The organism is Thioalkalivibrio sp. ALE12 (genome assembly GCF_000381105.1).
Taxonomy (GTDB): Bacteria; Pseudomonadota; Gammaproteobacteria; order Ectothiorhodospirales; family Ectothiorhodospiraceae; genus Thioalkalivibrio.
On sequence record NZ_KB905908.1, the window covers coordinates 218,781 to 241,066 of the forward strand.

General features: G+C 68.6%; 20 protein-coding genes and 1 tRNA gene. 2 read left to right on the forward strand and 19 right to left on the reverse strand.

What is annotated here, in order from left to right; genetic code table 11:
* Nucleotides 1-8 precede the first annotated feature (8 nt).
* Nucleotides 9-764, forward strand: a complete 756-nt coding sequence (locus F614_RS0108535) for a UDP-2,3-diacylglucosamine diphosphatase (protein ID WP_018867249.1) — start codon at nt 9-11, stop codon at nt 762-764.
* A gap of 284 nt (nt 765-1,048) precedes the next feature.
* On the opposite strand, the gene F614_RS14985 is transcribed toward F614_RS0108535, so the two are convergent.
* From F614_RS14985 to rnr, 15 genes are all read right to left on the reverse strand, one after another.
* Nucleotides 1,049-1,270 (reverse strand): hypothetical protein, encoded by a 222-nt coding sequence (locus F614_RS14985; RefSeq protein WP_081619701.1) that lies wholly within the window; start codon nt 1,268-1,270, stop codon nt 1,049-1,051.
* Nucleotides 1,271-1,622: 352 nt separating this feature from the next.
* On the reverse strand, nt 1,623-2,477 hold the full coding sequence (locus F614_RS0108540) for a ferritin-like domain-containing protein (RefSeq protein ID WP_038037306.1): 855 nt from the start codon (nt 2,475-2,477) through the stop codon (nt 1,623-1,625).
* 18 nt (nt 2,478-2,495) lie between these two features.
* Complete coding sequence (locus F614_RS0108545) at nt 2,496-5,000, reverse strand: heavy metal translocating P-type ATPase (protein ID WP_019558710.1); 2,505 nt, start codon at nt 4,998-5,000, stop codon at nt 2,496-2,498.
* A gap of 11 nt (nt 5,001-5,011) precedes the next feature.
* Nucleotides 5,012-5,143 carry a hypothetical protein gene (locus F614_RS15055; RefSeq protein ID WP_017940982.1) on the reverse strand — a complete coding sequence of 44 codons (132 nt, stop codon included), beginning with the start codon at nt 5,141-5,143 and terminating at the stop codon, nt 5,012-5,014.
* A gap of 108 nt (nt 5,144-5,251) precedes the next feature.
* The gene (locus tag F614_RS0108555) at nt 5,252-5,608 is read right to left on the reverse strand and encodes a hypothetical protein (RefSeq protein WP_019558711.1); all 357 of its coding nucleotides are present in this window, start codon (nt 5,606-5,608) and stop codon (nt 5,252-5,254) included.
* Nucleotides 5,609-5,713: 105 nt separating this feature from the next.
* Nucleotides 5,714-7,186 (reverse strand): cardiolipin synthase, encoded by a 1,473-nt coding sequence (gene cls / locus F614_RS0108560; protein ID WP_019558712.1) that lies wholly within the window; start codon nt 7,184-7,186, stop codon nt 5,714-5,716.
* A 27-nt stretch (nt 7,187-7,213) separates the two neighbouring features.
* On the reverse strand, nt 7,214-8,404 hold the full coding sequence (locus tag F614_RS0108565; RefSeq protein WP_019558713.1) for an O-succinylhomoserine sulfhydrylase: 1,191 nt from the start codon (nt 8,402-8,404) through the stop codon (nt 7,214-7,216).
* 40 nt (nt 8,405-8,444) lie between these two features.
* Nucleotides 8,445-9,554, reverse strand: coding sequence for an alanine racemase (gene alr, locus F614_RS0108570; RefSeq protein WP_019558714.1), 1,110 nt, complete (start codon nt 9,552-9,554; stop codon nt 8,445-8,447).
* 8 nt (nt 9,555-9,562) lie between these two features.
* Nucleotides 9,563-10,927, reverse strand: coding sequence for a replicative DNA helicase (gene dnaB / locus F614_RS0108575; RefSeq protein ID WP_019558715.1), 1,365 nt, complete (start codon nt 10,925-10,927; stop codon nt 9,563-9,565).
* Nucleotides 10,928-11,006: 79 nt separating this feature from the next.
* Nucleotides 11,007-11,456 (reverse strand): 50S ribosomal protein L9, encoded by a 450-nt coding sequence (gene rplI / locus F614_RS0108580; protein WP_018867240.1) that lies wholly within the window; start codon nt 11,454-11,456, stop codon nt 11,007-11,009.
* 67 nt (nt 11,457-11,523) lie between these two features.
* Nucleotides 11,524-12,459, reverse strand: coding sequence for a hypothetical protein (locus F614_RS0108585; RefSeq protein ID WP_019558716.1), 936 nt, complete (start codon nt 12,457-12,459; stop codon nt 11,524-11,526).
* 31 nt (nt 12,460-12,490) lie between these two features.
* Nucleotides 12,491-12,715 carry a 30S ribosomal protein S18 gene (rpsR, locus tag F614_RS0108590; RefSeq protein ID WP_017940974.1) on the reverse strand — a complete coding sequence of 75 codons (225 nt, stop codon included), beginning with the start codon at nt 12,713-12,715 and terminating at the stop codon, nt 12,491-12,493.
* Nucleotides 12,716-12,757: 42 nt separating this feature from the next.
* The gene (gene rpsF, locus F614_RS0108595) at nt 12,758-13,162 is read right to left on the reverse strand and encodes a 30S ribosomal protein S6 (RefSeq protein ID WP_019558717.1); all 405 of its coding nucleotides are present in this window, start codon (nt 13,160-13,162) and stop codon (nt 12,758-12,760) included.
* A gap of 149 nt (nt 13,163-13,311) precedes the next feature.
* Nucleotides 13,312-14,079, reverse strand: coding sequence for a 23S rRNA (guanosine(2251)-2'-O)-methyltransferase RlmB (gene rlmB, locus F614_RS0108600; RefSeq protein WP_019558718.1), 768 nt, complete (start codon nt 14,077-14,079; stop codon nt 13,312-13,314).
* Nucleotides 14,080-14,182: 103 nt separating this feature from the next.
* Nucleotides 14,183-16,834 carry a ribonuclease R gene (rnr, locus tag F614_RS0108605; protein ID WP_019558719.1) on the reverse strand — a complete coding sequence of 884 codons (2,652 nt, stop codon included), beginning with the start codon at nt 16,832-16,834 and terminating at the stop codon, nt 14,183-14,185.
* Between the two features lie 379 nt (nt 16,835-17,213).
* Here rnr and F614_RS0108610 point away from each other — a divergent pair.
* Nucleotides 17,214-17,300 (forward strand) — tRNA-Leu (locus F614_RS0108610).
* Between the two features lie 262 nt (nt 17,301-17,562).
* Here the strand turns inward: F614_RS0108610 and F614_RS0108615 are convergent.
* The 4 genes from F614_RS0108615 to hflK form a co-directional block, all read right to left on the reverse strand.
* Nucleotides 17,563-18,864 (reverse strand): adenylosuccinate synthase, encoded by a 1,302-nt coding sequence (locus F614_RS0108615; RefSeq protein ID WP_018867234.1) that lies wholly within the window; start codon nt 18,862-18,864, stop codon nt 17,563-17,565.
* Complete coding sequence (locus F614_RS0108620; protein WP_019558720.1) at nt 18,864-20,048, reverse strand: ATP phosphoribosyltransferase regulatory subunit; 1,185 nt, start codon at nt 20,046-20,048, stop codon at nt 18,864-18,866. The genes F614_RS0108615 and F614_RS0108620 overlap by 1 nt, the downstream gene beginning before the upstream one ends.
* A 132-nt stretch (nt 20,049-20,180) precedes the next feature.
* Entirely contained in the window at nt 20,181-21,065 is an 885-nt protein-coding gene (hflC, locus tag F614_RS0108625) for a protease modulator HflC (RefSeq protein ID WP_018867232.1), read from the reverse strand.
* On the reverse strand, nt 21,065-22,282 hold the full coding sequence (gene hflK, locus F614_RS0108630; protein ID WP_018881564.1) for an FtsH protease activity modulator HflK: 1,218 nt from the start codon (nt 22,280-22,282) through the stop codon (nt 21,065-21,067). The genes hflC and hflK overlap by 1 nt, the downstream gene beginning before the upstream one ends.
* Nucleotides 22,283-22,286 lie beyond the last annotated feature (4 nt).

The following is a 22,286-nucleotide window of genomic DNA, read 5'->3' on the forward strand; positions in this document are numbered from 1 at the left end:
GCCACCCCGTGGCTTCGAGCGCGCCGGCCCTGGTCATCTCCGACCTGCACCTGGATCGCGAGCCCGGCCCCCTGCTGGAGGCCGTACTTGCCTTCCTGAAGGGGCCGGCGCGCAGCGCCTCGGCGCTGTACATCCTCGGCGACCTGTTCGAATACTGGGTGGGCGATGACGCCGGCTTCCCGGCGGCCGAACAGCTCGCCGAGGCCCTGCAGACACTCGAGATCCCGGTCGCCTTCATCCACGGCAACCGGGATTTTCTCGTGGGCCCGGACTACGCCAAACGGGCGGGGATGCAGCTGGCGCCCGAGCCATTGCATGCGGCCCTGCCCTGCGGGCCCGCCGTGCTGCTGCATGGCGATTCCCTGTGCACCGACGACACCGAGCACATGGCCTTTCGCCAGCAAGTACGCGGCGGCGAATGGCAGCGGGCGTTCCTCGCCCATCCGCTGGAGGAACGCATCCGCCAGGCCGAGGCCATGCGTGCCACCAGTCGTGACAACAGCCGGATGAAGGCCGACGCCATCATGGACGTGAATGCGAACGCCGTGGCGGACACCTTCCGCGACGCCGATGTCCCACTGATGATCCATGGCCATACCCACCGCCCCGCGATCCACGACCTGGCGGTCGATGGTCAGCCGCGCCAGCGCTGCGTGCTCCCGGCCTGGGACGAGCACCCGGGCTACCTGGAGGTCGCGGCGACCGGCCCCGTCCTGCGCGAACTGGACGGCTCGCCCTACCCGGCGCACCTGCTGCACGCCTGAACCACGCCCTTCGCGCTGTTGCCCGGCTCGCTCCGGGTCGTCGTCGGTGTTTCCGGCGGATTCGCTCGACCGCCTGCCTTGTTGTGGCTGGGCCTGGTTCTGCATCCGGTGTTAACGTGCCTTCGGTCCGCCGCCTGCCCGGCGCTGACTCGCCAGCGCGCCCCGAGGCACTTTCTTGCTTGCCCAAGAAAGTGCCCAAAGAAGGGCACCCGGATTTCGCCCGGGAACCTCGCTCCGGACGCGCTGGGCCGGCGGCGCTGAACTCGCTGCGCCTTCGGCTCCGCTCAGACATCCAGCGCCCCGAATTTATAGAAAACGGGCCGGCCCATCACGCCCTCCACGAGGGGCTCCATACGGGAGGCGAAGGTCAAAACCGAACGTGTCCCCACGTTTGCGCCTAACCATAGGCAACGCCGTCCGAAAGCCCCCGGCGCCCGCACCGCGGGCGCGGCACGCAACGGCCGAAGGCCGAGCGTGCCCAAGATGTGCGAAGACCTAGCCTTCATCCACTGGCTAGACCGTCGGGATGGCCGTTGTCTTGACCTTGACCCTCCCCGTTGTCGTCGCGCCGAGTGGAGAGGGTTTTCGCGGGATCAGAGGCGCTGGATGTCTGAGCGGAGCCGCAGGCGTAGCGAGTTCAGCGCCGCCCGCGAAAACCCTCGGAGCGAGGGAAACCCCGGCCCGCACAGCGGGCCGGGGTCGCGGCAGTCGGGCGTGTTTCTTGGTGACTTCTTTGCACGAGCAAAGAAGTCACTCGCGGCGCGCTGGCGAGTCAGCGCCAGGCAGTATGCGGACCGAAGGCACCGTAAACACCCGAGGCCGAACCAGGACCAGCCACCACGAGGCAGGCGGTCGGGGCTATGCCGACGGTTCGGTGGTGGCCTGGGCCGCCAGTTGCGCCATCTCGGAGTCGGTGAAGCCGGCGGCGCGGCGTGCCTCGTGGGCGAAGGGCGGGCGTACTCGGCCCGGCATGTACTCGGCCAGCAGCTCGAGGAACAGCGGCTCGGGATCGAGCCCCCGTGCATGGGCCAGCTCCCGGAACCAGCGCGTGCCGATCGCCACGTGGGCGACCTCCTCGCGCTGGATGATCTCGAGAAGCGCCACGGTCGCGTGATCGCCCGCTGCTGCCAGGCGCTCGATCATGCCCGGGGTCACGTCCAGCCCGCGCGCCTCCAGCACGCGCGGCACCAGGGCCATGCGGATCATCACGTCGTGGTCGGTCGCGAGTGCGGCCTCCCACAGCCCGTTGTGGGCCGGCAGGTCGCCGTAGTCCGCCCCCAGCTCGTTGAGCCGCGCACGCAACAGCCGGAAATGGCGCGCCTCCTCGGCCGCCACCTGCAGCCAGTCGCTGACGAACGGCGCCGGCATGTCGCGAAAGCGATAGACGGCGTCCAGCGCCAGATTGATCGCGTTGAACTCGATATGCGCGACCGCGTGCACCAGCGCCACCCGCCCGGCCGTGGTGTGCAGCCCGCGCCGAGGAAGATCCTTCGGGTGCACCAGCACGGGGTGTTCGGGCCGCCCCGGTACCTCCATGCGTTCCGGTGCCGGGGCACTCCCGGCCTCCAGCTCGCCCGCCCACCAACCGCGTATGAGCTCCAGCGCCCGCTCGCACTTGGTCTCCGGGTCCCGCTCGCGCAACGCGGCCTCGGCCGCGCGATAAACGACCGGGGACTCCGGCGCGGATTCAGGATTCGGGTTCGATGCTTGCATGCGGCACAGGATACCCGCTCAACGCTCGCCAGTCGGCATGCTGCGGCGCAGCAGGATGGAGTTGCCGATGACCGACAGCGAGCTGGCGGTCATGGCGATCACGCCGATCATCGGGTGCAGCAGGCCGACGGCGGCGATGGGGATGGCGGCGCTGTTGTAGCCCCAGGCCCAGAACAGGTTCTGGACGATCTTGCGGAAGGTCAGGCGCGAGAGCTGTACGGCCTCGACGACCTTGGTCAGCTCGCCGCGCACCAGGGTCACGTCGGCGGCCTCGATGGCCACGTCCGCGCCGGCGCCGATGGCGATGCCGACGTTTGCCTGCTGCAGGGCCGGGGCATCATTGATGCCGTCACCCACCATCGCCACGTGGTCGCCGTACTCGGCCTGCAGTTCGCGGATCGCCTCGACCTTGCCCTCCGGAAGCACGCCGGCGCGGACCTCGTCGATCCCGACCTGCGCGGCCACGGCCTTCGCGGTGCGCTCGTTGTCGCCGGTGACCATTACGCAGCGGATGCCCAGGCCATGCAGCTGTTCGATGGCGCTCTGCGACTCTTCCTTGAGGGTGTCGGCGACCGCGACGATGCCGGCCGGTCGATCGCCGATGGCCACCAGCATCGCGGTCTTCCCGGCATCTTCGAACTGCCGCAGCGATTCCAGCAGGCCGGACGGATCCAGGCCCTGCTCCTCCAGCAGCCGCTGGCTGCCGACCAGGACGCGTTCCCCGTCGAGGTGGGCCTCCACCCCGCGCGCGGTGTGCGACTGGAACTGTTCGACCTCGGCAATCGCCAGTTCCTGGTCGCGCGCGCCCTGCACGATGGCCTCCGCCAGCGGGTGCGCGGAGCCGGCCTCCACGGCCGCGGCCGCGCCCAGTACGCGGGCGTCATCGAAGCCCTCGGCCGCGATCACGTCGGTCAGGGCCGGCTGCCCGCGGGTGATGGTTCCGGTCTTGTCGAGCACGATCACACGGATGTCCTTCAGCGTCTGGATCGCGGAGCCCGAGCGGATCAGCACCCCGCGCTCGGCCCCCATGCCGGAGCCGACCATCAGCGCGGTGGGCGTGGCCAGCCCCAGCGCGCAGGGGCAGGCGATGACCAGCACGGCAATGGCCGCGAGGATGGCCAGCACGATCGGCGGCCGCTCCGAGTCCACCCACGGCAGGAAGCCCTCGCCCCAGATCAGGATCGGCTGCAGCGCCCCGGAGAACGCCAACCAGGCCGCGAACGCAGCCAGTGCGATCACCAGCACCGCCGGCACGAAGCGCGCGGTGATACGGTCCGCCAGCTCCTGAACCGGCACCCGCGAACCCTGAGCCTCGTTCACCAGACGGATCACCTGCGACAGGAAGGTGTCGGCCCCCACACGGGTCGCACGCACCTTCAACCGCCCCTGCTGGTTCAGGGTCGCGCCGAGCACGCTATCGCCCTCGCCCTTGTCCACCGGCACCGACTCGCCAGTGGCGATGGATTCGTCCACGGTGCTCTCGCCGGCAACCACCTCGCCATCGGTGGGGATCTTCTCGCCCGGGCGCACGATCATCACCTCGCCCACCTGCAGCGATTTCACCGGCACCTCGATCTCTTCGCCGTCGCGTTCCACCCGGGCCGACTTCGCGCCCAGATCCAGCAGCTTGCGGATCGCAGAGGAGGCCTCGCCCTTGGCGCGGTACTCCAGGTAGCGCCCGAGCATGTGGAAGGCCATGATGGTCGCGGCCATCTCGATGAACGAGGTCATCGGGTAGACAAAGCCGATCAGCCCCAGCAGATAGGGCGGCAGCGAGCCCATGGAGATCAGCACGTCCATGTTCAGACTGCCGCTTTTCAGCGCGCGCCAGGACGAACGGTGGGTGGCCGCACCCCCGGCCATGAACACCACCGGGAACGCCAGCACGGCGATGATCAGCAGATAGCCGGGGATCTCCTGCCAGAACATGTGCGGCATCATCAGCACCATGATCGCGATGGTCGGGATCATCGCGATCCACAGCCGGCGCCAGGCCTGCTTCAGATAGGCCGCGTCAATCTCGGCATCGTCCGCCTCGCTGCCGGCCTCCTCGGTCTCCAACGCCGCCACGTCATAGCCGGCCCCCTCGACCGCGGCGCGCAGGGCCTCGGCGTCGGGGCCACCGGGACCGGGTTCTATGGTCACACGGTGATCACCGATGTTGGTGCGCACCGCCTGGATGCCCTCCAGCTTCTCGATCGCACCCCGCACGATCCCCGCGCAGTGGTCCGACCCCATGCCGGGTACCACCAGACGCACCGTACCGGCGGCGCCCGTTTCGCCCTCGACTTGGGCGACGTCGTAGCCAGCCCCCTCGACCGCGGCCCGCAACCCCTGCGGGCCCACCTGCTCGGGGTCGTATCCCACGGTCACCCGGTGGCGGGCGATATTGGTCCCCACCGAGGCCACGCCGGGGGTCTTCTCCAGCGCCGCGCGCACGATCCCCGCGCAGTGGTCCGACCCCATGCCGGGGACGATCACCACCGCCTCGCGGGTGTCCGCTGGCCTCGCTTCCGTCGTCATCGCGCGACTCCTCAGCGATTGCCGAACAGGTACTTGATCAGGGCGGCGATCCCGAGGATCAGCAGCACCAGGACGAGCAGCCCGATCAGGCCCCCGCCAAGACCCATACCGCCCATCCAGCCAAAACCTTGTTCATTCATCATGATGTAGTCCTCCCCGGGACAGAGTGAAAGACGCAAAGCGCGGTAATGCGCAGTGCGTGGGTGATGCGCGATCACCCGGAGCCGGGTGGAACCCCGGCCAGGGAGGAATCAGAGGGGTGGGCGCAGATCCGGTGCCGCGGGGGTACCGGGGCCCATGGCGACGGGAAGGGAAACCAAAACGGGCGCGGCCGCCGTGACCGGCGTGCCGGCGGGTGAAGGCAAACCCGAGACCCCGCAGACGCCACAGACCGCGCAGGGCATCTCGCAGGCCGAGGGCTCGGCCGGGATCACGAAGTCTGCAGACAAGGACTCCGACGGCGATCCGGCTGCCTCACCCGCGCAGTGGTCCGCCGCAGTCATGCGGTCCGCGGCATCCCCGTGCATCATCCCGGCACCAGCGATCGGCGCCAGCAACAGGGCGGCGACGATCAGCAGGTTCAGCAGATGGTGCAGGGCTCGCGACACGTGTCGGCCTCGAAAAGGTATTCTGCCTGCAAGTCTAGCAGCCGCACCGGCGTTCGGCGTGACACAGATCAAGCCGCGCACGCGTGTACGTTGATCCGTGTTTCCCTACAGCACCGGCGCCAGCAGATAGGCGGCCCGCGCGGCCACGCGGCGCCACAGCGGCAGGTCGTCCACGTCCTGCCGGGTCATCTCGCGCGAGCGGGCGAAGTCGGCCTCGAACATGCGGGCGGACTCGTGGGCAAACCCCGGATCCAGCACCAGCGCGGTGACCTCGAAGTTCAGCCGGAACGAGCGGTTGTCCAGGTTCACGGTCCCCACCGCCGCGCCCATGTCGTCCACCACGAAGGCCTTGCCGTGCAGGAAGCCCTCCTGATAGCGGTAGACGCGCACGCCGGCATCCAGCAGCGGCCCCAGAAAGGCATAGGCCGCATGCGTGGTCAGCGGGTTGTCGGTGACCTCGGGGATCAGCACGCGCACGTCGACGCCACTGAGTGCGGCCAGCTTGAGCATGCCCTGTACGCCCTCGTCCGGCACGAAGTACGGGCTCGCGATCCAGATACGCCGATCAGCCGCATGGATAACCTGTTGCATCATCAGGCTGGCGGTCTCGAATTCGTCCGCCGGGCCGGAGGGCAGGATCAGTACTGGGACGCCGTCGTCCGCCATGATCGCCGGCTTCCATTCCAGCTCCGGGATGTCTTCGGTCGCCCAGTGCCAGTCCTCCAGGAACACCGACTGCAGCGCGAGGGCGGATGGCCCCTCGATGCGCAGGTGGGTATCGCGCCAGGGTCCGGTCTTCGGGTCCCGCCCTAGATACTCGTCCCCCACGTTCAGGCCGCCCACCCAGCCCTGTTCGCCATCGGCGACCATGATCTTGCGGTGATTGCGGAAGTTCAGCTGAAAGCGATTGCCCCGCCCGCGGGTCGAGTGGAAGTGCTGCACATGGACGCCCGCGTCGCGCATGGCGTCCAGATAGCTGCCGGGCAGGCGGTAGCTGCCGATCTCGTCGTACAGGAAGTAGACCTCGACCCCGTCCTGCGCCCGCTCCACCAGCCGTCGCTTAAGTTCGCGCCCGATCTCGTCATCGCGCACGATATAGAACTGCACCAGCAGGTAGCGCTCGGCCTGCTCGATCCCCTGAAAGATACTGTCGATGGTCGCCTCGCCATCCACTAGCAGCTCGACCTCGTTACCGTGGAGAAACGGCCAGCGGGCGAGCCGCTGCACCCCGTCCAGGTGCTTGCTCGGCTCTTGCGCGATGTACTGGTGGGACCACAGCTCCTCTGTCTTCGGCTGCAGGGCCCGCGCCAGAGCGGAGTCTTCGTCACGGCGCGCGACCACGTAGCCGCGAAACTCGCTGGCGCCGAATACCCAGTAGGCCGGCACGGCCACATAGGGAACGGTGTTGAGCGACACGATCCAGGCCACCGCGCCCTGCGGCGTCCGCGTGGACATCAGCGCATCCAGCGACGACAGGAACCCCAGCAGGTGGAAGCCAATAACGACCGTCAGCAGTACGCGCCAGCGCGGACGCCGGCGCGGCTTCGGATGGACATCACCGGATGCGGGTCTGGACATATCCGTGCGGTCGACCCGGGAGCCGCGTCAGAGCGCGTCGAGCCCGCGGGCCAGATCGCGCTGGATGTCGGCGACCGCCTCCAGCCCGACCGCGACCCGCACCAGGGCCTCGGTAATGCCCTGAGCCTCCCGCTTGTCCGGGTCCACACGGCCGTGGGTAGTGGTGGCCGGATGGGTGATGGTGGTCTTGGTATCGCCCAGGTTCGCGGTGATCGACAGGAATTTCGTTGCGTCGATCACCGACCAGGCGGCCTCGCGCCCGCCGGCGACCTCGAAGCTCAGCACGCCGCCGAAGCCACTTTGCTGGCGCTTGGCGATCGCATGCTGCGGGTGGGATTCGAGCCCCGGGTAATGCACGGCGGTGACCTTCGGGTGGGCCTGCAGCCACTGCGCCAGGGCGAGGGCGTTGTCGCTGTGGGCGCGCATGCGCAGGGCCAGGGTCTCCAGCCCCTTCAGGAACACCCAGGCGTTGAACGGCGACAGGGTCGGCCCGGCGGTGCGCAGGAAGCCGTAGACGTCCTTGCCGACGCGCTCGGCATCACCGACCACCGCGCCGCCCAGGCAGCGCCCCTGGCCGTCGAGGAACTTGGTCGCCGAGTGGATGATGATGTCGGCGCCCAGATCCAGCGGGCGCTGCAGGATCGGCGTGCAGAAGCAGTTGTCCACCGCGAGCAGCGCGTCGTGCCGATGCGCGATCTCCGCCAGCGCGGCAATGTCCACCACCTCGCCCAGCGGGTTGGACGGCGTCTCGCAGAAATACAGCCGGGTATTGGGCTGCGTGGCGGCCTCCCAGGCCTCGAGGTTCGACAGCTCGACGTAGGTCACCTCGACACCGAAACGGCCGAGGTAGTTGTTGAACAGCACCGTGGTCGTGCCGAACACCGAACGCGAGCAGACCACATGATCGCCGGCCTTCAGCAGGCCCATCATGGTCGCGAGGATCGCCGACATCCCGGAGGCGGTGGCCACACAGGCCTCGCCCCCCTCCAGCGCCGCCAGGCGGTCCTGGAAGGTACGCACGGTCGGGTTGGTGAAGCGCGAGTAGATGTTGCCAGGCGACTCCCCGCCGAAGCGCGCCGCGGCCTCCGCGGCCGAGCCGAACACGAAGCTGGAGGTGGGGAAGATCGCCTCGGAATGCTCCCCCTCCGGGGTGCGCTGGTAGCCATGTCGGATGGCTACGGTCTGCGGGTCGTAATCGGCAGGGTCGAAATCGGTCATCGGGGCATCCTTGGCTGCGGGATGCCACAGTGTACCGGGCTCAGTGCGCCGGCTGCAGGCGGTCGGCGACGCGGGTCAGCAGCTCGTAGCTGATGGTGCCCGCCGCGCGCGCGACCCGCTCCACCGGCAGCCCCTTGCCCCACAGCGTGGCAAGATCACCGACCCCGGCCTGGGGGCAGTCCGTCAGGTCCACCGCCAGCATGTCCATGGACACGCGGCCGATCAGCGGGCAGATCCGGTCACCGACCCGCACCGGCGTGCCTGACGGGGCATGACGCGGATAGCCGTCGGCATAGCCCATCGCGACGATCCCGGCGCGACCCGGTCGATCGGCCGTCCAGGTGGCGCCATAACCCACGCGGCTGCCCGGCTCCAGCGGCTGGGTCGCGATGACCGGGGCCTGCACCGTCATCGCCGGGCGCAGCTCGCCCTCAGGTCCTTCGGGCGGACGATCCTCCGGCACGGAGGCCGGGTGTGCCCCGTAGAGCATGATGCCGGGCCGCGCCCAGTAGTCGCCGGACGCGGCCCCCTCACCGCCCGAGCCCCAGCCGGCGAACAGCGCAGCGGAGTTGGCCACGCTGCGGTATCCCGGCCACGCCCCGACGGCGCCGGCAAAGCATTCCAGTTGGTGAGTATTCTGCGGGTGGCCGGGCGTGTCGGCGCAGGCCAGGTGTGTCATCCAGTGCAGCCCCTGCTGCCCGTGCCCGGCGGCCTGGAGGCGCATCGCCACCTCGCCCGCCTGGCGCGGCTCGAAGCCCAGGCGGTTCATGCCGGTGTTCAGCTTGACCCAGACCTCGGGGAGGCGGATGCCAGAGGCATCCAGATGATCGAGCTGAGCCGTGTCATGCAGGACCGGCTGCAGGGCGAACTCGGCACAGGCGCGTGCGTCGCTGGCATCGTGCGGCCCCTGCAGGACCAGCACCGGACCGTCGAAGCCGGCCGCGCGCAGCGCCCGGGCCTCGCCGACCTGGGAGACGGCGAGCCCGTCGCTGGCCGCCGCCAGGGCCTCGGCGGCCCATATCAGCCCATGGCCGTAGCCCTCGGCCTTGATCACCGACCACATCGGGACACCGGGCGCCAGGCGTCGCGCCACGGCCAGGTTGTGCCGCAGGGCCTCGGGGTCGAGCTGGATGGTCGCCGCTCGCTTCACGTCCCGGGTCAGGCCTCGTGGCCGATCTCGCCGTAGACGTCGGGGGCGTAGTTCTCGAAACGGGTGAACTGCCCGCGGAAAGTCAGGCGCACGGTGCCGATGGGGCCGTTACGCTGCTTGGCGATAATGATCTCGGCCGTGCCCTTGTCCGGGGACTCCTCGTTATAGACCTCGTCGCGGTAGACGAAGGCAATAATGTCGGCGTCCTGCTCGATGGCCCCGGACTCGCGCAGGTCGGACATCACCGGGCGCTTGTTCGGGCGCTGTTCCAGCGAGCGGTTGAGCTGCGACAGCGCGATCATCGGGACGCTCAGTTCCTTCGCCAGGGCCTTCAGCCCGCGCGAGATCTCGGAGATCTCGTGGGCCCGGCTCTCGCCACTGCCGGGAAACTGCATCAACTGCAGGTAGTCGACGACGATCAGACCCAGCCCCTTGTGTTCGCGCATCAGGCGGCGGGTGCGCGCCCGCAGTTCGGTGGGCGACAGCGCCGGTGTGTCGTCGATGAAAAGGGGCGCCTCGGAGAGCATCTGCACCGCGCTCGTCAGACGCGGCCAGTCGCCGTCCTCCAGGCGCCCGGAGCGCAGCTTCTGCTGGTTAATCCGGCCCATGGAGGACAGCAGGCGCATGGCCAGCTGCTCGCCGGGCATCTCCATGGAGAAGATCGCGACCGGCTCGGAGTTCTTCATCGCCACGTACTCGGCGATGTTCATCGCGAACGAGGTCTTGCCCATGGACGGACGCCCGGCGACGATCACCAGATCGCCCGGGTTCAGTCCGGAGGTCAGGGCATCCAGATCCTGATAGCCGGTGGCCACCCCGGTAATCGGGTTCTGGCTTTCGTAGAGATACTCGATCTGGTCGACCGCCGCGGTCAGCAGCGGCTTCATCCCGCGAAAGCCCTGGGCCCCGCGCGCGCCCTGCTCGGCGATGCGGAACACCTTCTGCTCCGCCACGTCCAGCAGTTCCTTGGAGTCGCGGCCCTCGGGGGTATAGGCCGAATCGGCGATCTCGGTGCCCACCGAGATCAGCGACCGCAGGATGGAGCGCTCGCGGACGATATCGGCGTAGGCCACGATGTTCGCGGCACTGGGGGTTTCCGCTGCCAGGCGGCCGAGATAGGCCATGCCCCCCGCGGATTCCAGCTCCGCGGTACGGTCCAGCTGCTCCGACACGGTGACCATGTCGAACGGGGCATTGCGATCCGCCAGCGTGGACACCGCCCGGAAGATCAGGCGGTGGTCGTGGCGATAGAAGTCTTCTGCGGTAATGCGGTCCGCCACCCGGTCCCAGGCGGCGTTATCCAGCATCAGGCCTCCGAGGACTGCCTGTTCGGCCTCCTCGGAATGCGGGGGGACCCGCGGATTCGGAGTCATGGGCGAGTTCATGCGACGAACCCGCCCACCTGCCGGGTATCAGCGACCCGGTGGGGCCACCCTCCCGACATCCGACGGATCACTCTTCGCCGATCACAACGACGCGAATGTCCACATCCACGTCCGAGTGCAGGTGCAGCCCGACCTCGAATTCGCCGGCGGTACGCAGCGGGCCTTCCGGCATGCGCACTTCCTTCTTCTCGACTTCGGTGCCCTTGGCGCTCAGCGCGTCGGCGATGTCCGCCGGGCCGATGGAGCCGAACAGCTTGCCTTCGCCACCGGCCTTCGCGGTGATCTCGAGCACAGTGCCGTCCAGCTTTTCCTTGCGCGCCTCAGCAGCGGCGAGGGCCTCGGCGGCGGCCTTCTCCAGTTCGGCGCGACGCGCCTCGAACTCGGCGATGTTCTCGGCGGTGGCGAACGTGGCCTTGCCCTGCGGCAGCAGATAGTTGCGCGCGAAACCGGGACGCACGTTGACACGGTCACCCAGGGTGCCGAGGTTATCGATCTTTTCCAGCAGAATGACTTCCATCTTTGTATTCCTGTAACGTTTGATCAGCCCCCGAAGGGGCGCATTCTACACCGGTCTCGGACCGGTCTCACGGATTGTTGTCGCCGCCCTGCCCACCCGATGCGGAGCCGGGGCCCAGCCGCGAGCGGATGTCCGCCCAGGCGTCGATGACGCCGATGGTGGCGAGCAGCAGGAACATCTGCGGCATCGCCAGCGCCAGCAGGACGTACATCCCCACCAGCCAGAAGCTGCTCATGCCCTGACGGAAGGTCAGCGCGTGCATCAGCGCGATCCCCTGCAGGAAGAACAGCACCGCGAGGATGAACGCCAGTTCGGTCGCCAGCGGCACCGGGCCCAGATGGCCGATCCCCGCCAGCAGCAGCGTGGCCGCGCTTGTGGCGCGCCCGAACTGCAGTGCCCGAAACTCCTCGCCGAACGCCCCCGGGTTGTACAGCAGCGCCTGCCAGTAGCGACCCAGGAGCACCGAGAGCGTGAGGCTCAGCAGCAGGATCCCGGCAAACAGCCCGGTCAGGTACGGGGCGGCGCGGCGCAACGCCGCCTCGAGTTCCTGCGGACCGGTCTCGCTACCTTCGACCAGGGGCCCCAGCAGTCTCATTCCGGCCTCGGCCCAGGTGGACTCGAGATCCGGGACGAGCATATGGACGGCCAGCACCCCGAACCCGGCGACCCCGGCGGCGGCCTGCAGCGTGCTGCGCCACGAGACGGTCCGTCGCAGCAGCTCCGCCAGCAGCGCCACCGGCGCCCATTGCACCACCCCGGCCACCACCCCCGCGAACAGCGGGGCCTCGGGCATCAGGGCAAACATCGCCACCCCGAGCACGACCGCGGACAGCGCCATCACCAGCAGCGCCTGCCCGAGCCCGATGCGCAGGCCCACCAGCGCGATCAGCGCACTGCTGAGCAGGGCCACCGGCGGCAGGAACAGCCCTGCCACGCCAAAGCCGGCGACCGCGCCCACGGCGCGGCCCCGGCTTTTCATCGCGAATTCGGCCAGTACGCGCATGGCGACGGCCCCCGGCGAACCGGTACGTGACTTAGTGGTTGTCGCTGTACGGCAGCAGGGCGAGGAAGCGCGCACGCTTCACGGCGGTAGCCAGCTGACGCTGGTACTTCGCACTGGTGCCGGTGACGCGGCTGGGCACAATCTTGCCGGTCTCGGTGACGAAACCCTTGAGCAGGTTCAGGTCCTTGTAATCGATGTAATCGATGCCTTCGGCGGTGAACTTGCAGTACTTGCGGCGACGCGGAAAACGGGCCATGTCAGATCTCCTTAAATCAATCGGTCAACGAACGGGCGGGACTTACTCGGCGGCGGCCGAGTCGTCGGAGGCGGCTTCGCCACCCTCGTCGTCGCGCTCGCGGCGACGGCCCTTGGAGCCTTCCTCTTCCTGGCCCTTGGCCAGCGGGGAGGTCTCGGTCACTGCCTCTTCCATGCGCATCGCCAGGTGGCGCAGCACGGCATCGTTGAACCGGAAGGCGCTGGCGAGCTCTTCCATCGCCTCTTCCGAGGCCTCGATGTTCATGAGCACGTAGTGGGCCTTCACCAGCTTCTGGATCGGGTAGGCCAGCTGACGGCGGCCCCAGTCTTCCAGGCGGTGGATCTTGCCTTCGTGGCCTTCGACCAGGCCCTTGTAGCGCTCGATCATCGCCGGGACCTGCTCGCTCTGGTCCGGGTGGACCAGGAATACAACTTCGTAGTGACGCATCGGGAACTCCTTGCGGGTATCAGCCTCCCGTCCACGCGGTGAGGCAAGGGTTCGACTCCGCGGGCGCACCCGCGGGGCAGAAAGGCGCGATACGATAACCGAAGCGGGCGACAACAACAAGCGACGAACAGGCCAGGCGGCCGACGCCCTCAGTCCGGCGCGCCGGCCTGGCGCTGGCGCACCGCCTCGAACAGGGTTACCCCGGTGGCCACGGAGACATTGAGGCTCTCCACCGTCCCGTGCATGGGCAAGGCGGCCAGGTGGTCGCAGGCCTCCCGGGTGAGCCGGCGCAGGCCCTCGCCCTCGGCCCCCATCACGATCGCGGTCGGCGGGCGCAGGTCCAGCGCGTAGAGCCTTACCCCGGCCTCGCCCGCAAGGCCGACGGTCCACATGCCGGCCTGCTTGAGCGCGGCCAGTGTCCGCGCGAGATTCCCGACCGTCACCACCGGTACCGTTTCGGCCGCGCCCGATGCCACCTTGATGGCCGCCGGGGTCAGGGCAGCGCTGTGGTGGCGCGGCATGACCACCGCGCCGGCCCCCGCCGCATCGGCGGTGCGCAGGCAGGCCCCGAGGTTGTGGGGGTCGGTGACCCCGTCAAGAACCAGCACGAGGTCCAGACCATCGCGCACCCTTTGGATCAGGCTCTTTTCATCCACCACCGGACGCGGGGTGCAGTGCACGATCACGCCCTGGTTCTGGAATCCCGGGTGCTGCTGGTCCAGGCGCTCGCGGCCCACCCGCTCCACCGTGAGACCACAGGCGCGGGCACGGTGCAGCAGGCGCTCCAGCGCGGGCTCGACCGGGTCGGTCGCGAGTTGCAGGCGCTTCACGCGTTCCGGGGCACGCTCCAGTACCGCCGCCACCGCATGAATACCGCCGAAGGTCTCCGCGCGGCTGCCCTTGCCGCCCTTGCTCACCACATCCCTCCACGGGACACAGCCGGCCGCGAACCCGCCGCGCGCTCGCGCGGGGGTACTGTCCCTCGCGATGGATGGCCCTGCGCACTCACCGGGTGGTGCCTCAGGACGAGGAGGGACGCCGGCGACGGCTGCGGCGACGGCCGGAACCTGCGGGCTTCTTGCCCGCCCCCTGGGCTTGCGGCTCCGACTCGACGATGGTGTTGCCGTCCTTGTCGGCCTCCGGTCGCGGCGGCGGGACCGCCTCGTTGCCGGGTTCCGGGGCATCGGGAATACCCTCGTCAGCGTCGGACGCCGGGGCCGCCTCGTTCCCCGGCTCGGGAGCCGGGTCCGGGGTCGTGTCACCGGAGGCCGAACCACGGCGGCGACCGCCGCGACGGCGACGCTTCTTCTTCGGTGCCGGGGCCTCGTCGTCGGCGGCGGGTGCCTGCGGCTCGGCCGGAGCCGGGTCCGCCGCAGCTTCGGCCGGCTGGGTCTCGTCCGCCGGGGTGGCGGCCGGGGCGGTCTCGGCATCCTTGCGGCGCTTGCTGCGGCGGCTGCGCTTCTTCGGTGGCGCGTCCGTCGGCTTCGGCTTGCCCGGTTCCCCGGCCAGCGCGAGGTCGATCTTGCGATCATCCAGACTCACCCGGGCCACCTGCACCTGCAGTTCGTCCCCAATACGGAACACCCGCCCGCCGCGCTCGCCGGTCAGGGTGTGACGGGTCGGGTCGAAGTGGTAGAAGTCATTGTCCAGGCTGGTCACGTGGACCAGGCCCTCGATGTAGACATCCTTGATCTCGACGAACAGCCCGAACCCGGTTACGCCGGAGACCACGCCGGTGAAGGTCTCCCCGACCTTGTCCTGCATGTACTCGGCCTTCAGCCAGGCCTCGGCATCGCGGGTCGCATCGTCGGCGCGACGCTCTGCCATCGAGCAGTGCTCGCCCAGGGATTCCATGTCGCTGTGCGAATACGGGAACGCCTTGCCACTGCCCTTGCGCAGCACATGACGGATGCCGCGGTGCACCAGCAGGTCGGGATAGCGCCGGATCGGCGAGGTGAAGTGCGCGTAGTCGTCCAGCGCCAGACCGAAGTGCCCGTCCAGCTCCGGGGCGTACACCGCCTGGCTCAACGAGCGCAGCAGCACCGTCTGGATCAGTTGCTGGTCCGAGCGCTGGCGCGCGGCCTTCAGCACGGTGGTGTAGTCGGCCGGCGTAGGTTCGGCCCCGCCGCCCAAGCTCAGGCCCGCGCCATTCAGGAACTCGCGCAGTTCCTCGACCTTTTCCGCCGGCGGCTGGTCGTGGATACGATAAAGCGCCGGCACCTTGTGCTTCTTCAGGAACCGCGCCGCCGCGACGTTCGCCATGATCATGCATTCCTCGACCAGGCGATGGGCATCGTTGCGCTCGGTCGGGACGATCTGCTCGATCTTGCGGTCCTCGCCGAATACGATTTTGGTCTCGGTGGTGTCGAAGTCGATCGCGCCGCGGCGATTGCGGGCCGCGTGCAGGGCCTTGAAGGCCTTGTGCAGGGTCTCCAGGTGCGGCATCACATGGGCGTTCTGCTCGCGCAGGGCCGTGTTGCCGTCGAGCATCGCCGCCACGTCGTCGTAGATCAGGCGCGCGTGGGAGCGGATCAGGCCCTCGTGGAAGCGATAGCTCTTCAGCGCCCCGCGCGCGCCGATCTCCATCTCGCAGACCATGCTCAACCGATCCACCTTCGGGTTCAGCGAGCACAGGCCGTTGGACAGGGCCTCCGGCAGCATCGGGATCACGTTGTCGGGGAAGTACACCGAGGTGCCGCGGGTGCGGGCCTCGCGGTCCAGGGCCGCATCGCGCTCGACATAATGGGACACGTCGGCGATCGCGACCCACAGGCGCCAGCCCTTGCCCTCCGGCTCGCAGTACAGGGCGTCGTCGAAGTCGCGGGCATCACTGCCATCGATGGTGACAAACGGCTTCTCGCGCAGATCCAGACGGCCCTTCTTGTCCTTCTCGGCGACCTCGGCACCCAGTGCGTCGGCGGCGGCCGTGACCTCGTCCGGCCACTCGTGCGGCAGGCCATGGGCACGGATCGCGATGTCGATCTCCATGCCCGGGGCCATGTGTTCGCCCAGGACCTCCAGCACATCGCCCTTCAGGCGCGCGGTGCGCGAGGCGGATTCGCGGATACGCACCACCACGATCTGGTCGTCCTGCGCCTCGCCCAGGCCGTCCGGCGGCACCAGGATGTCGTGGGTAATCCGCTTGTTGTCCGGGGTCAGGACACCGACCCCGTCCTCGATCTTCAGGCGCCCGACCACCTGGGTGGTGTTGCGCTCGAGGACCTCCACGATCCCGCCTTCACGGCGGCCGCGGCGATCCACGCCCATGACCCGGGCCAGCGCCCGGTCGCCATGGAATACGCCGCGCATCTGCTTGGGCGACAGGAACAGATCGTCGTCCTGCTCGTCCGGCACCAGGAAGCCGAAGCCGTCCGGATGCCCGATCACACGGCCGCGGATCAGATCTTCCTGGTTGACCGGCAGATAGGCCCCTCGGCGATTGCAAAGGGCCTGGCCGTCGCGCTCCATCGCCTTCAGGCGGCGGCGCAGGGCCTCGAGGCGATCGTCATCGTCGATCTGCAGCCGCTCCGCGATCTCGTCGTAGGACAGCGGGTTGTCGGCTTCCTGCAGGAGCCCGAGGATGAACTCGCGGCTGGGGATGGGGTTGTCGTACTTCTGCGCCTCGCGCTCGAAGTTGGGATCGGCGGGGGTCTTGCGACGTTGTCTTGGCATTCAGTGAACTCTGTGGATGTTGCAATGGGCAGCCCCTCGCCGGGAACCCGGCCGGGCGCGCAAGGGAAACGCTGATTCATGTGCACGCTCGCGCTCGAGCCGCTTTCCAGCGTGCGAACAAGATGCGATGAGCGCAGTGTAGCCGAGCGACACCAGCGGACCGCAACACCAGCGGGTACATGAATCGGCGCTTCCCGAAGCGCCCATTATGAGGCATGCAGAATTTTGTTGCGCAGCGCGGCTTCGCGCCGGCCCGCCGGCGCCCGTCCCGGACGGCGAATTTCGGCCCCCGAGGCGTTGACAGCCTCGCGGGCGCGCACTATATTGCGCGCTCCTGAAGCGCAGGACACTCGGTTTTCACCGCTGTGTCGTCCCTCGTGCCGAGGTGGCGGAATTGGTAGACGCGCTAGCTTCAGGTGCTAGTGGGGGTAACCCCGTGGAGGTTCAAGTCCTCTCCTCGGCACCATTTTTCTGCTTCAACACACTCCCTGAACCACCCCGTAACGCGCGGCATCCACATGGATGGCGTGGATTTTTTCGTGGGCGCTGCCTTCGCGGGCGCGGCCCGTGGAGCATTCACCCGGGCCATTCGCATACCACATGGGCAAACCTCGACGCCGCTTCATACGCACGCGTCATGCGCACCCGCGTGCACAGGCGCCGCCCCCCCGGGCCGGGACATCACCGAAGCCCGCGCTTGCTGACGCCCCGACCGTCCGGGCGAGATATCAGCTGTCGAACGGGTCGCGCAGCACCAGGGTTTCGTCGCGATCCGGGCCGGTGGAGACCATATCCACCGGGACCCCGACGACCTCGCTCAGCCGCTCCAGATAGGCGCGCGCATTCGCCGGCAGCTGCGCGTACTCGCGGATGCCGACCGTGGACTCCGCCCAGCCCGGCATCTCCTCGTAGATCGGGGTGCAGGCCGCATAGGCCTCGGCCCCAGAGGGCGGCACCTCGCGGCGCTCGCCACCACAGTCATAGCCGACACAGATCTGCACACTCTCCAGCCCGTCCAGCACATCCAGCTTGGTCATGCACAGGCCGCTGATCGTGTTCACCTGGACCGCCCGCTTCAGCGCGACCGCGTCAAACCAGCCGCAACGCCGCGCACGACCGGTGGTGGAGCCGAATTCGTTGCCCTGGCGCGCAAGGTGCTCGCCCATGTTGTCGAACAGCTCGGTGGGGAACGGCCCCGCCCCCACACGCGTGGTATAGGCCTTGGTAATCCCCAGCACGTAGTCGATGTCCCGCGGGCCCACCCCGGAGCCGGTGGAGGCGCCCCCCGCGGTGGTGTTCGACGAGGTCACAAACGGATACGTGCCGTGGTCGATGTCCAGCAGCGTGCCCTGGGCGCCCTCGAACATCACGTCCTTGCCCTGCTCGCGCAGCGCGTGCAGCCGCCCGGCCACGTCCGTGACCATCGGCTGCAGTCGTTCGGCGTGCGCCAGGCACTGCTCCAGCACTTCCTGCTGATCGACGGTCGGCGCCTTGAAGTAGTGCTTCAGCGCAAAGTTGTGATAGTCCATCACCTCGCCCAGCTTGGCCGCCAGGCGTTCGCGGTGGAACAGGTCGTCCAGACGCAGGCCGCGACGCGCCACCTTGTCCTCGTAGGCCGGCCCGATGCCGCGCCCGGTCGTCCCGATGGCCGCCTTGCCGCGTGCCTTCTCGCGCGCATGGTCCAGTGCCACGTGGTAGGGCAGGATCAGCTGGCAGGCATCCGACAGACGGAGGCGGTCGGCGACCGGCACCCCCTTGGCCTCCAGCTCCTCCATCTCCGTGATCAGGGCCTCGGGCGAGAGCACCACCCCGTTGCCGATCATGCATTCCACGCCTTCGCGCAGGATGCCGGACGGGATCAGGTGCAGAACAGTCTTCTCACCGCCGATCACCAGGGTGTGGCCGGCATTGTGCCCGCCCTGGAAGCGGACCACCGCGGCCGCGTCCTCGGTCAGACGATCGACGATCTTGCCCTTGCCCTCGTCCCCCCACTGGCTGCCCAGCACGACTACAAAACGTCCCATCGTCATCAATGCTCCACTACCGTCCATTCGCCGTCGCGCTGCTCCAGACGCGCGCCGGCGGGTGATTCATTGTCCTGGCCATCCAGCTCGCGCACCACGCGCACCCCGCGTGCGCGCAGGTCCGCGATCGCGGCCTCCAGGGCCGCATCGCCGCTGGCCGGCGCATGCACGCTTTCCCGGGTCGGGGCCGCCACCCCGCCTTCGCGGCGCACGAAGGCGCGCAGATCGGTACTGAACCCGGTCGCCGCGCGCGCACGGCCGAATACCCGCCCGATGTCGTTATACCGCCCCCCACGGGCGATGGCCTGGCCGGAACCCGGGACGAAGGCGGCGAACACCAGCCCCGTGTGGTAGGCGTAGCCGCGCAGTTCCGCAAGGTCCAGGTGCAGCTCCAGCCCCGGCTCGCCCGCCTCGAGGCGCGCGACCACGGCTTGCAGGTGATCCAGCGCCACCTGCACCTCCGTCGGTGCGCCGTCCAGGGCCCGGCGGGCCTCGTCCAGTACCGTGGCGTCCCCGTTCAGATCGACCAGCGCACGCAGGCGCGCGCAGGCGACCGGGTCCATGCCAGAGGCCTGCCAGGCCGCCAGGGTCTCGTCGATCTCGGGCACGCTCTTGCGCTGGAGCTGGTCAAAGAAGTCCTGCTCCTGGCTCTCGTCGAGGCCGGCGTCGCGCGCCAGGGCGCGATAGATCCCGACATGGCCGAGATCCATGCTCGGGCGGTCCACGCCGCAGACGGTCAGGGTGGCCAGCATCAGACGGATGATCTCGAGATCGCTGTCGATCCCGTCGTGGCCGAACAGCTCGGCACCCGCCTGCAAGGGACTGCGCGAGCCGGACCATTCGTCCGCGCGGGTACGCAGGGCGGTACCCACGTAGCACAGGCGATTCGGCCCCTGCACCCGCAGGCGATGCGCGTCGATACGTGCCACCTGCGGGGTCAGGTCCGCGCGCACACCCATCATGCGCCCGGTGAGCTGATCGGTGAGCTTGAAGGTCTGCAGATCAAGGGCATGCCCGGCCCCGGTCAGGAGGGATTCCAGATACTCGGCCAGGGGCGGCATCACGAGGTCGTAGCCCCAGGTGTCGAACTGGTCCAGCACGCGGCGCCGGAGCGCCTCGAGACGCCGCGCGGCATCCGGCAGGGCCTCCTCCAGGCCGTCCGGCAGCAACCAGCGGTTGATATCGGTCATGTCATCCCTGTCCTTGTCCTGTCATCCACCACGCCCGGCCCGCCGTCCGGCAAAAGTCGGGCCCGGATACTTCCGGGCCCGTTGCAAACGGCGACCTTCGGGGCGGCCGCAGCCACCCGGTTTCCGCCCCGCTCAGCGGGGCGGCAGCGGCGCCGGACGTTCGCCCCCGGGGGCATTGAAGTACTGGAAGAACTCGGAGTTCGGTTCCAGGATAAAGGTGCTGTTCTCGCCGCTCATGCTGTTGCGGTAGGCAATCAGGCTGCGATAGAAGCGGAAGAAGTCCTGGTCCTCGCCGAACGAACGCCCGAGGGTCTCGGTCGCCCGGGCGTCACCGGCACCGCGGATCTCCTCGGAGTCGCGATAGGCATTCGCCAGGATTACCGTGCGCTCGCGGTCGGCCCGCGACCGGATACGCTCGGCCTCTTCCTGCCCGCGGGCCCGGAAGTCCTGGGCCACGCGCTGACGCTCGGCCCGCATGCGCTCGTACACCGACTCGGATACCTCGTCGGGCAGGTCCATGCGGCGGATGCGCACATCCACCAGATTGATGCCCAGCTCCTGAGCGGTCTCCAGTGCCGTCTGACGCACCGCGCCCATGATCGTCAGGCGCTCGCCAGCGACCACATCCTGCAGTTCGAAGCGGGCGAACTCGTTACGCATCCCGTCGCGCAGGATCTGCGCCAGGCGCTCCTCGGCCAGACGCTCGTCGCCGCGCGTGGCGCGGTAGAACTGTCCGACATCGTCGATCCGCCACTTGGCGTAGAAATCGACGATGATGTTCTTCGCCTCGGAGGTCAGGAACCGATCCGGCGGGATATTCAGCGTCATGATCCGGGCGTCGAACTTCTCGACGTTCTGGATCAGGGGGAACTTGAAGTGCAGGCCCGGGGCCGGGTCGACCTCGCGGATCTCCCCCAGGGCAAACTTGATCACGCGTTCGCGTTCGTCAACGGTGTAGGTCGACAGGGCAACGACGATACCGAGCACGACCACGGCAATACCGGCTATGCGGAGCATTAGCGCACCTCCCGCGAACGCTGGGCGGCCGGGTCGCGATCACCCAGCCGGCTGCTCGTACCCGAGCCACTGTTGAAGACACTGCGGCTGGTATCCAGCGGCCGCGGTGTCGGTGTGTCGCCGGAGCTGTTTCCGCTGCGTGCGGCGCCCTGGAACAACTGATCCAGCGGCAGCATCATCAGGTTGTTGCTGCTGCCCACGTCCAGCATCAGCTTGCGCGAATCCTCGAGCACGGCCTCGACCGCCTCCAGGTAGAGACGATCCCGGGTCACATCCGGGGCCTGCTGGTATTCGGCCAGCAACTGGTCAAAGCGCGAGGCATCACCCTCGGCCCGGGCGATCACCTGATCGCGATAGCCCTCGGCCTCCTCGATGATGCGGGCGGCCTGACCACGGGCCCGTGGGATCACGCCATTGGCGTAGGCCTCGGCCTCATTGCGGAAGCGCACCTCGTCCTCGCGGGCGCGGATCGCGTCGGCGAAGGACTCCTGCACCGGTTCCGGCGGCTGCGCCTGCTGCATGGACACGGCGGTGACGATGATGCCGGCACCGTAGGCGTCCAGGTTCTCCTGCATCACCACGCGCGAGGACGAGGCGATCTCGCCACGCCCCTCGCCGAGAATGAATTCGAGGTTGTTCTTGCCGATGCGCTCGCGGATCGCCGACTCCATCACCCGGTTCACCGTGGCGTTCGGGTTGCGGACATTGAAGAGATAGTCGACCAGGTCGAGGATGCGGTACTGCACCGCGATATCAACATCGATGATGTTCTCGTCGCCGGTCAGGATCAGCGCGCGATGCTCGAGCGTCCGGACGTTGTCGACGTTCTCGATCTCGATGCGCTCGATGGGATAGGGCAGATGCCAGCCCGGCCCCGGGTTCTTCACCTGCTGGAACTCGCCGAAGCGCAGCACCACGCCGCGCTCGCCTTCCGAGATGATGTGGAAGCCGGACGCCAGCCAGACCACCAGCGCGATAATCAGGCCGAGGCTGACCAGGGCCTGGGCACCCCGGCCCATGCCGCCACTGCCGGAACCGCCCGAGCCGCCGCTGCCGCCCCCGCCGAAGATACCATTCAGCTGACGCGACAGCTTGCGCATCATCTCCTCGAGGTCGGGGGGCTGATTGCCACCCCCGCCGCCACCGCTACCGCGCTGGCCGCCGCCACCCCCACTCCAGGGGTCGCGGTTGTTGTTTCCCGGTTCGTTCCAGGGCATTGAC

What these genes read in the sequence shown, in the direction of transcription:
- F614_RS0108545 (WP_019558710.1), bottom strand. Translation starts at nt 5,000, where the DNA reads ATGACGACGGAAGCGAGGCCAGCGGACACCCGCGAGGCGGTGGTGATC.
- rnr (WP_019558719.1), bottom strand. Translation starts at nt 16,834, where the DNA reads ATGCCAAGACAACGTCGCAAGACCCCCGCCGATCCCAACTTCGAGCGC.
- F614_RS0108540 (WP_038037306.1), bottom strand. Translation starts at nt 2,477, where the DNA reads ATGCAAGCATCGAACCCGAATCCTGAATCCGCGCCGGAGTCCCCGGTC.
- dnaB (WP_019558715.1), bottom strand. Translation starts at nt 10,927, where the DNA reads ATGACTCCGAATCCGCGGGTCCCCCCGCATTCCGAGGAGGCCGAACAG.
- F614_RS15055 (WP_017940982.1), bottom strand. Translation starts at nt 5,143, where the DNA reads ATGATGAATGAACAAGGTTTTGGCTGGATGGGCGGTATGGGTCTTGGC.
- F614_RS0108620 (WP_019558720.1), bottom strand. Translation starts at nt 20,048, where the DNA reads ATGACCGATATCAACCGCTGGTTGCTGCCGGACGGCCTGGAGGAGGCC.
- hflC (WP_018867232.1), bottom strand. Translation starts at nt 21,065, where the DNA reads ATGCTCCGCATAGCCGGTATTGCCGTGGTCGTGCTCGGTATCGTCGTT.
- rplI (WP_018867240.1), bottom strand. Translation starts at nt 11,456, where the DNA reads ATGGAAGTCATTCTGCTGGAAAAGATCGATAACCTCGGCACCCTGGGT.
- F614_RS14985 (WP_081619701.1), bottom strand. Translation starts at nt 1,270, where the DNA reads ATGAAGGCTAGGTCTTCGCACATCTTGGGCACGCTCGGCCTTCGGCCG.
- F614_RS0108615 (WP_018867234.1), bottom strand. Translation starts at nt 18,864, where the DNA reads ATGACGATGGGACGTTTTGTAGTCGTGCTGGGCAGCCAGTGGGGGGAC.
- rpsR (WP_017940974.1), bottom strand. Translation starts at nt 12,715, where the DNA reads ATGGCCCGTTTTCCGCGTCGCCGCAAGTACTGCAAGTTCACCGCCGAA.
- rpsF (WP_019558717.1), bottom strand. Translation starts at nt 13,162, where the DNA reads ATGCGTCACTACGAAGTTGTATTCCTGGTCCACCCGGACCAGAGCGAG.
- F614_RS0108585 (WP_019558716.1), bottom strand. Translation starts at nt 12,459, where the DNA reads ATGCGCGTACTGGCCGAATTCGCGATGAAAAGCCGGGGCCGCGCCGTG.
- F614_RS0108565 (WP_019558713.1), bottom strand. Translation starts at nt 8,404, where the DNA reads ATGACCGATTTCGACCCTGCCGATTACGACCCGCAGACCGTAGCCATC.
- cls (WP_019558712.1), bottom strand. Translation starts at nt 7,186, where the DNA reads ATGTCCAGACCCGCATCCGGTGATGTCCATCCGAAGCCGCGCCGGCGT.
- hflK (WP_018881564.1), bottom strand. Translation starts at nt 22,282, where the DNA reads ATGCCCTGGAACGAACCGGGAAACAACAACCGCGACCCCTGGAGTGGG.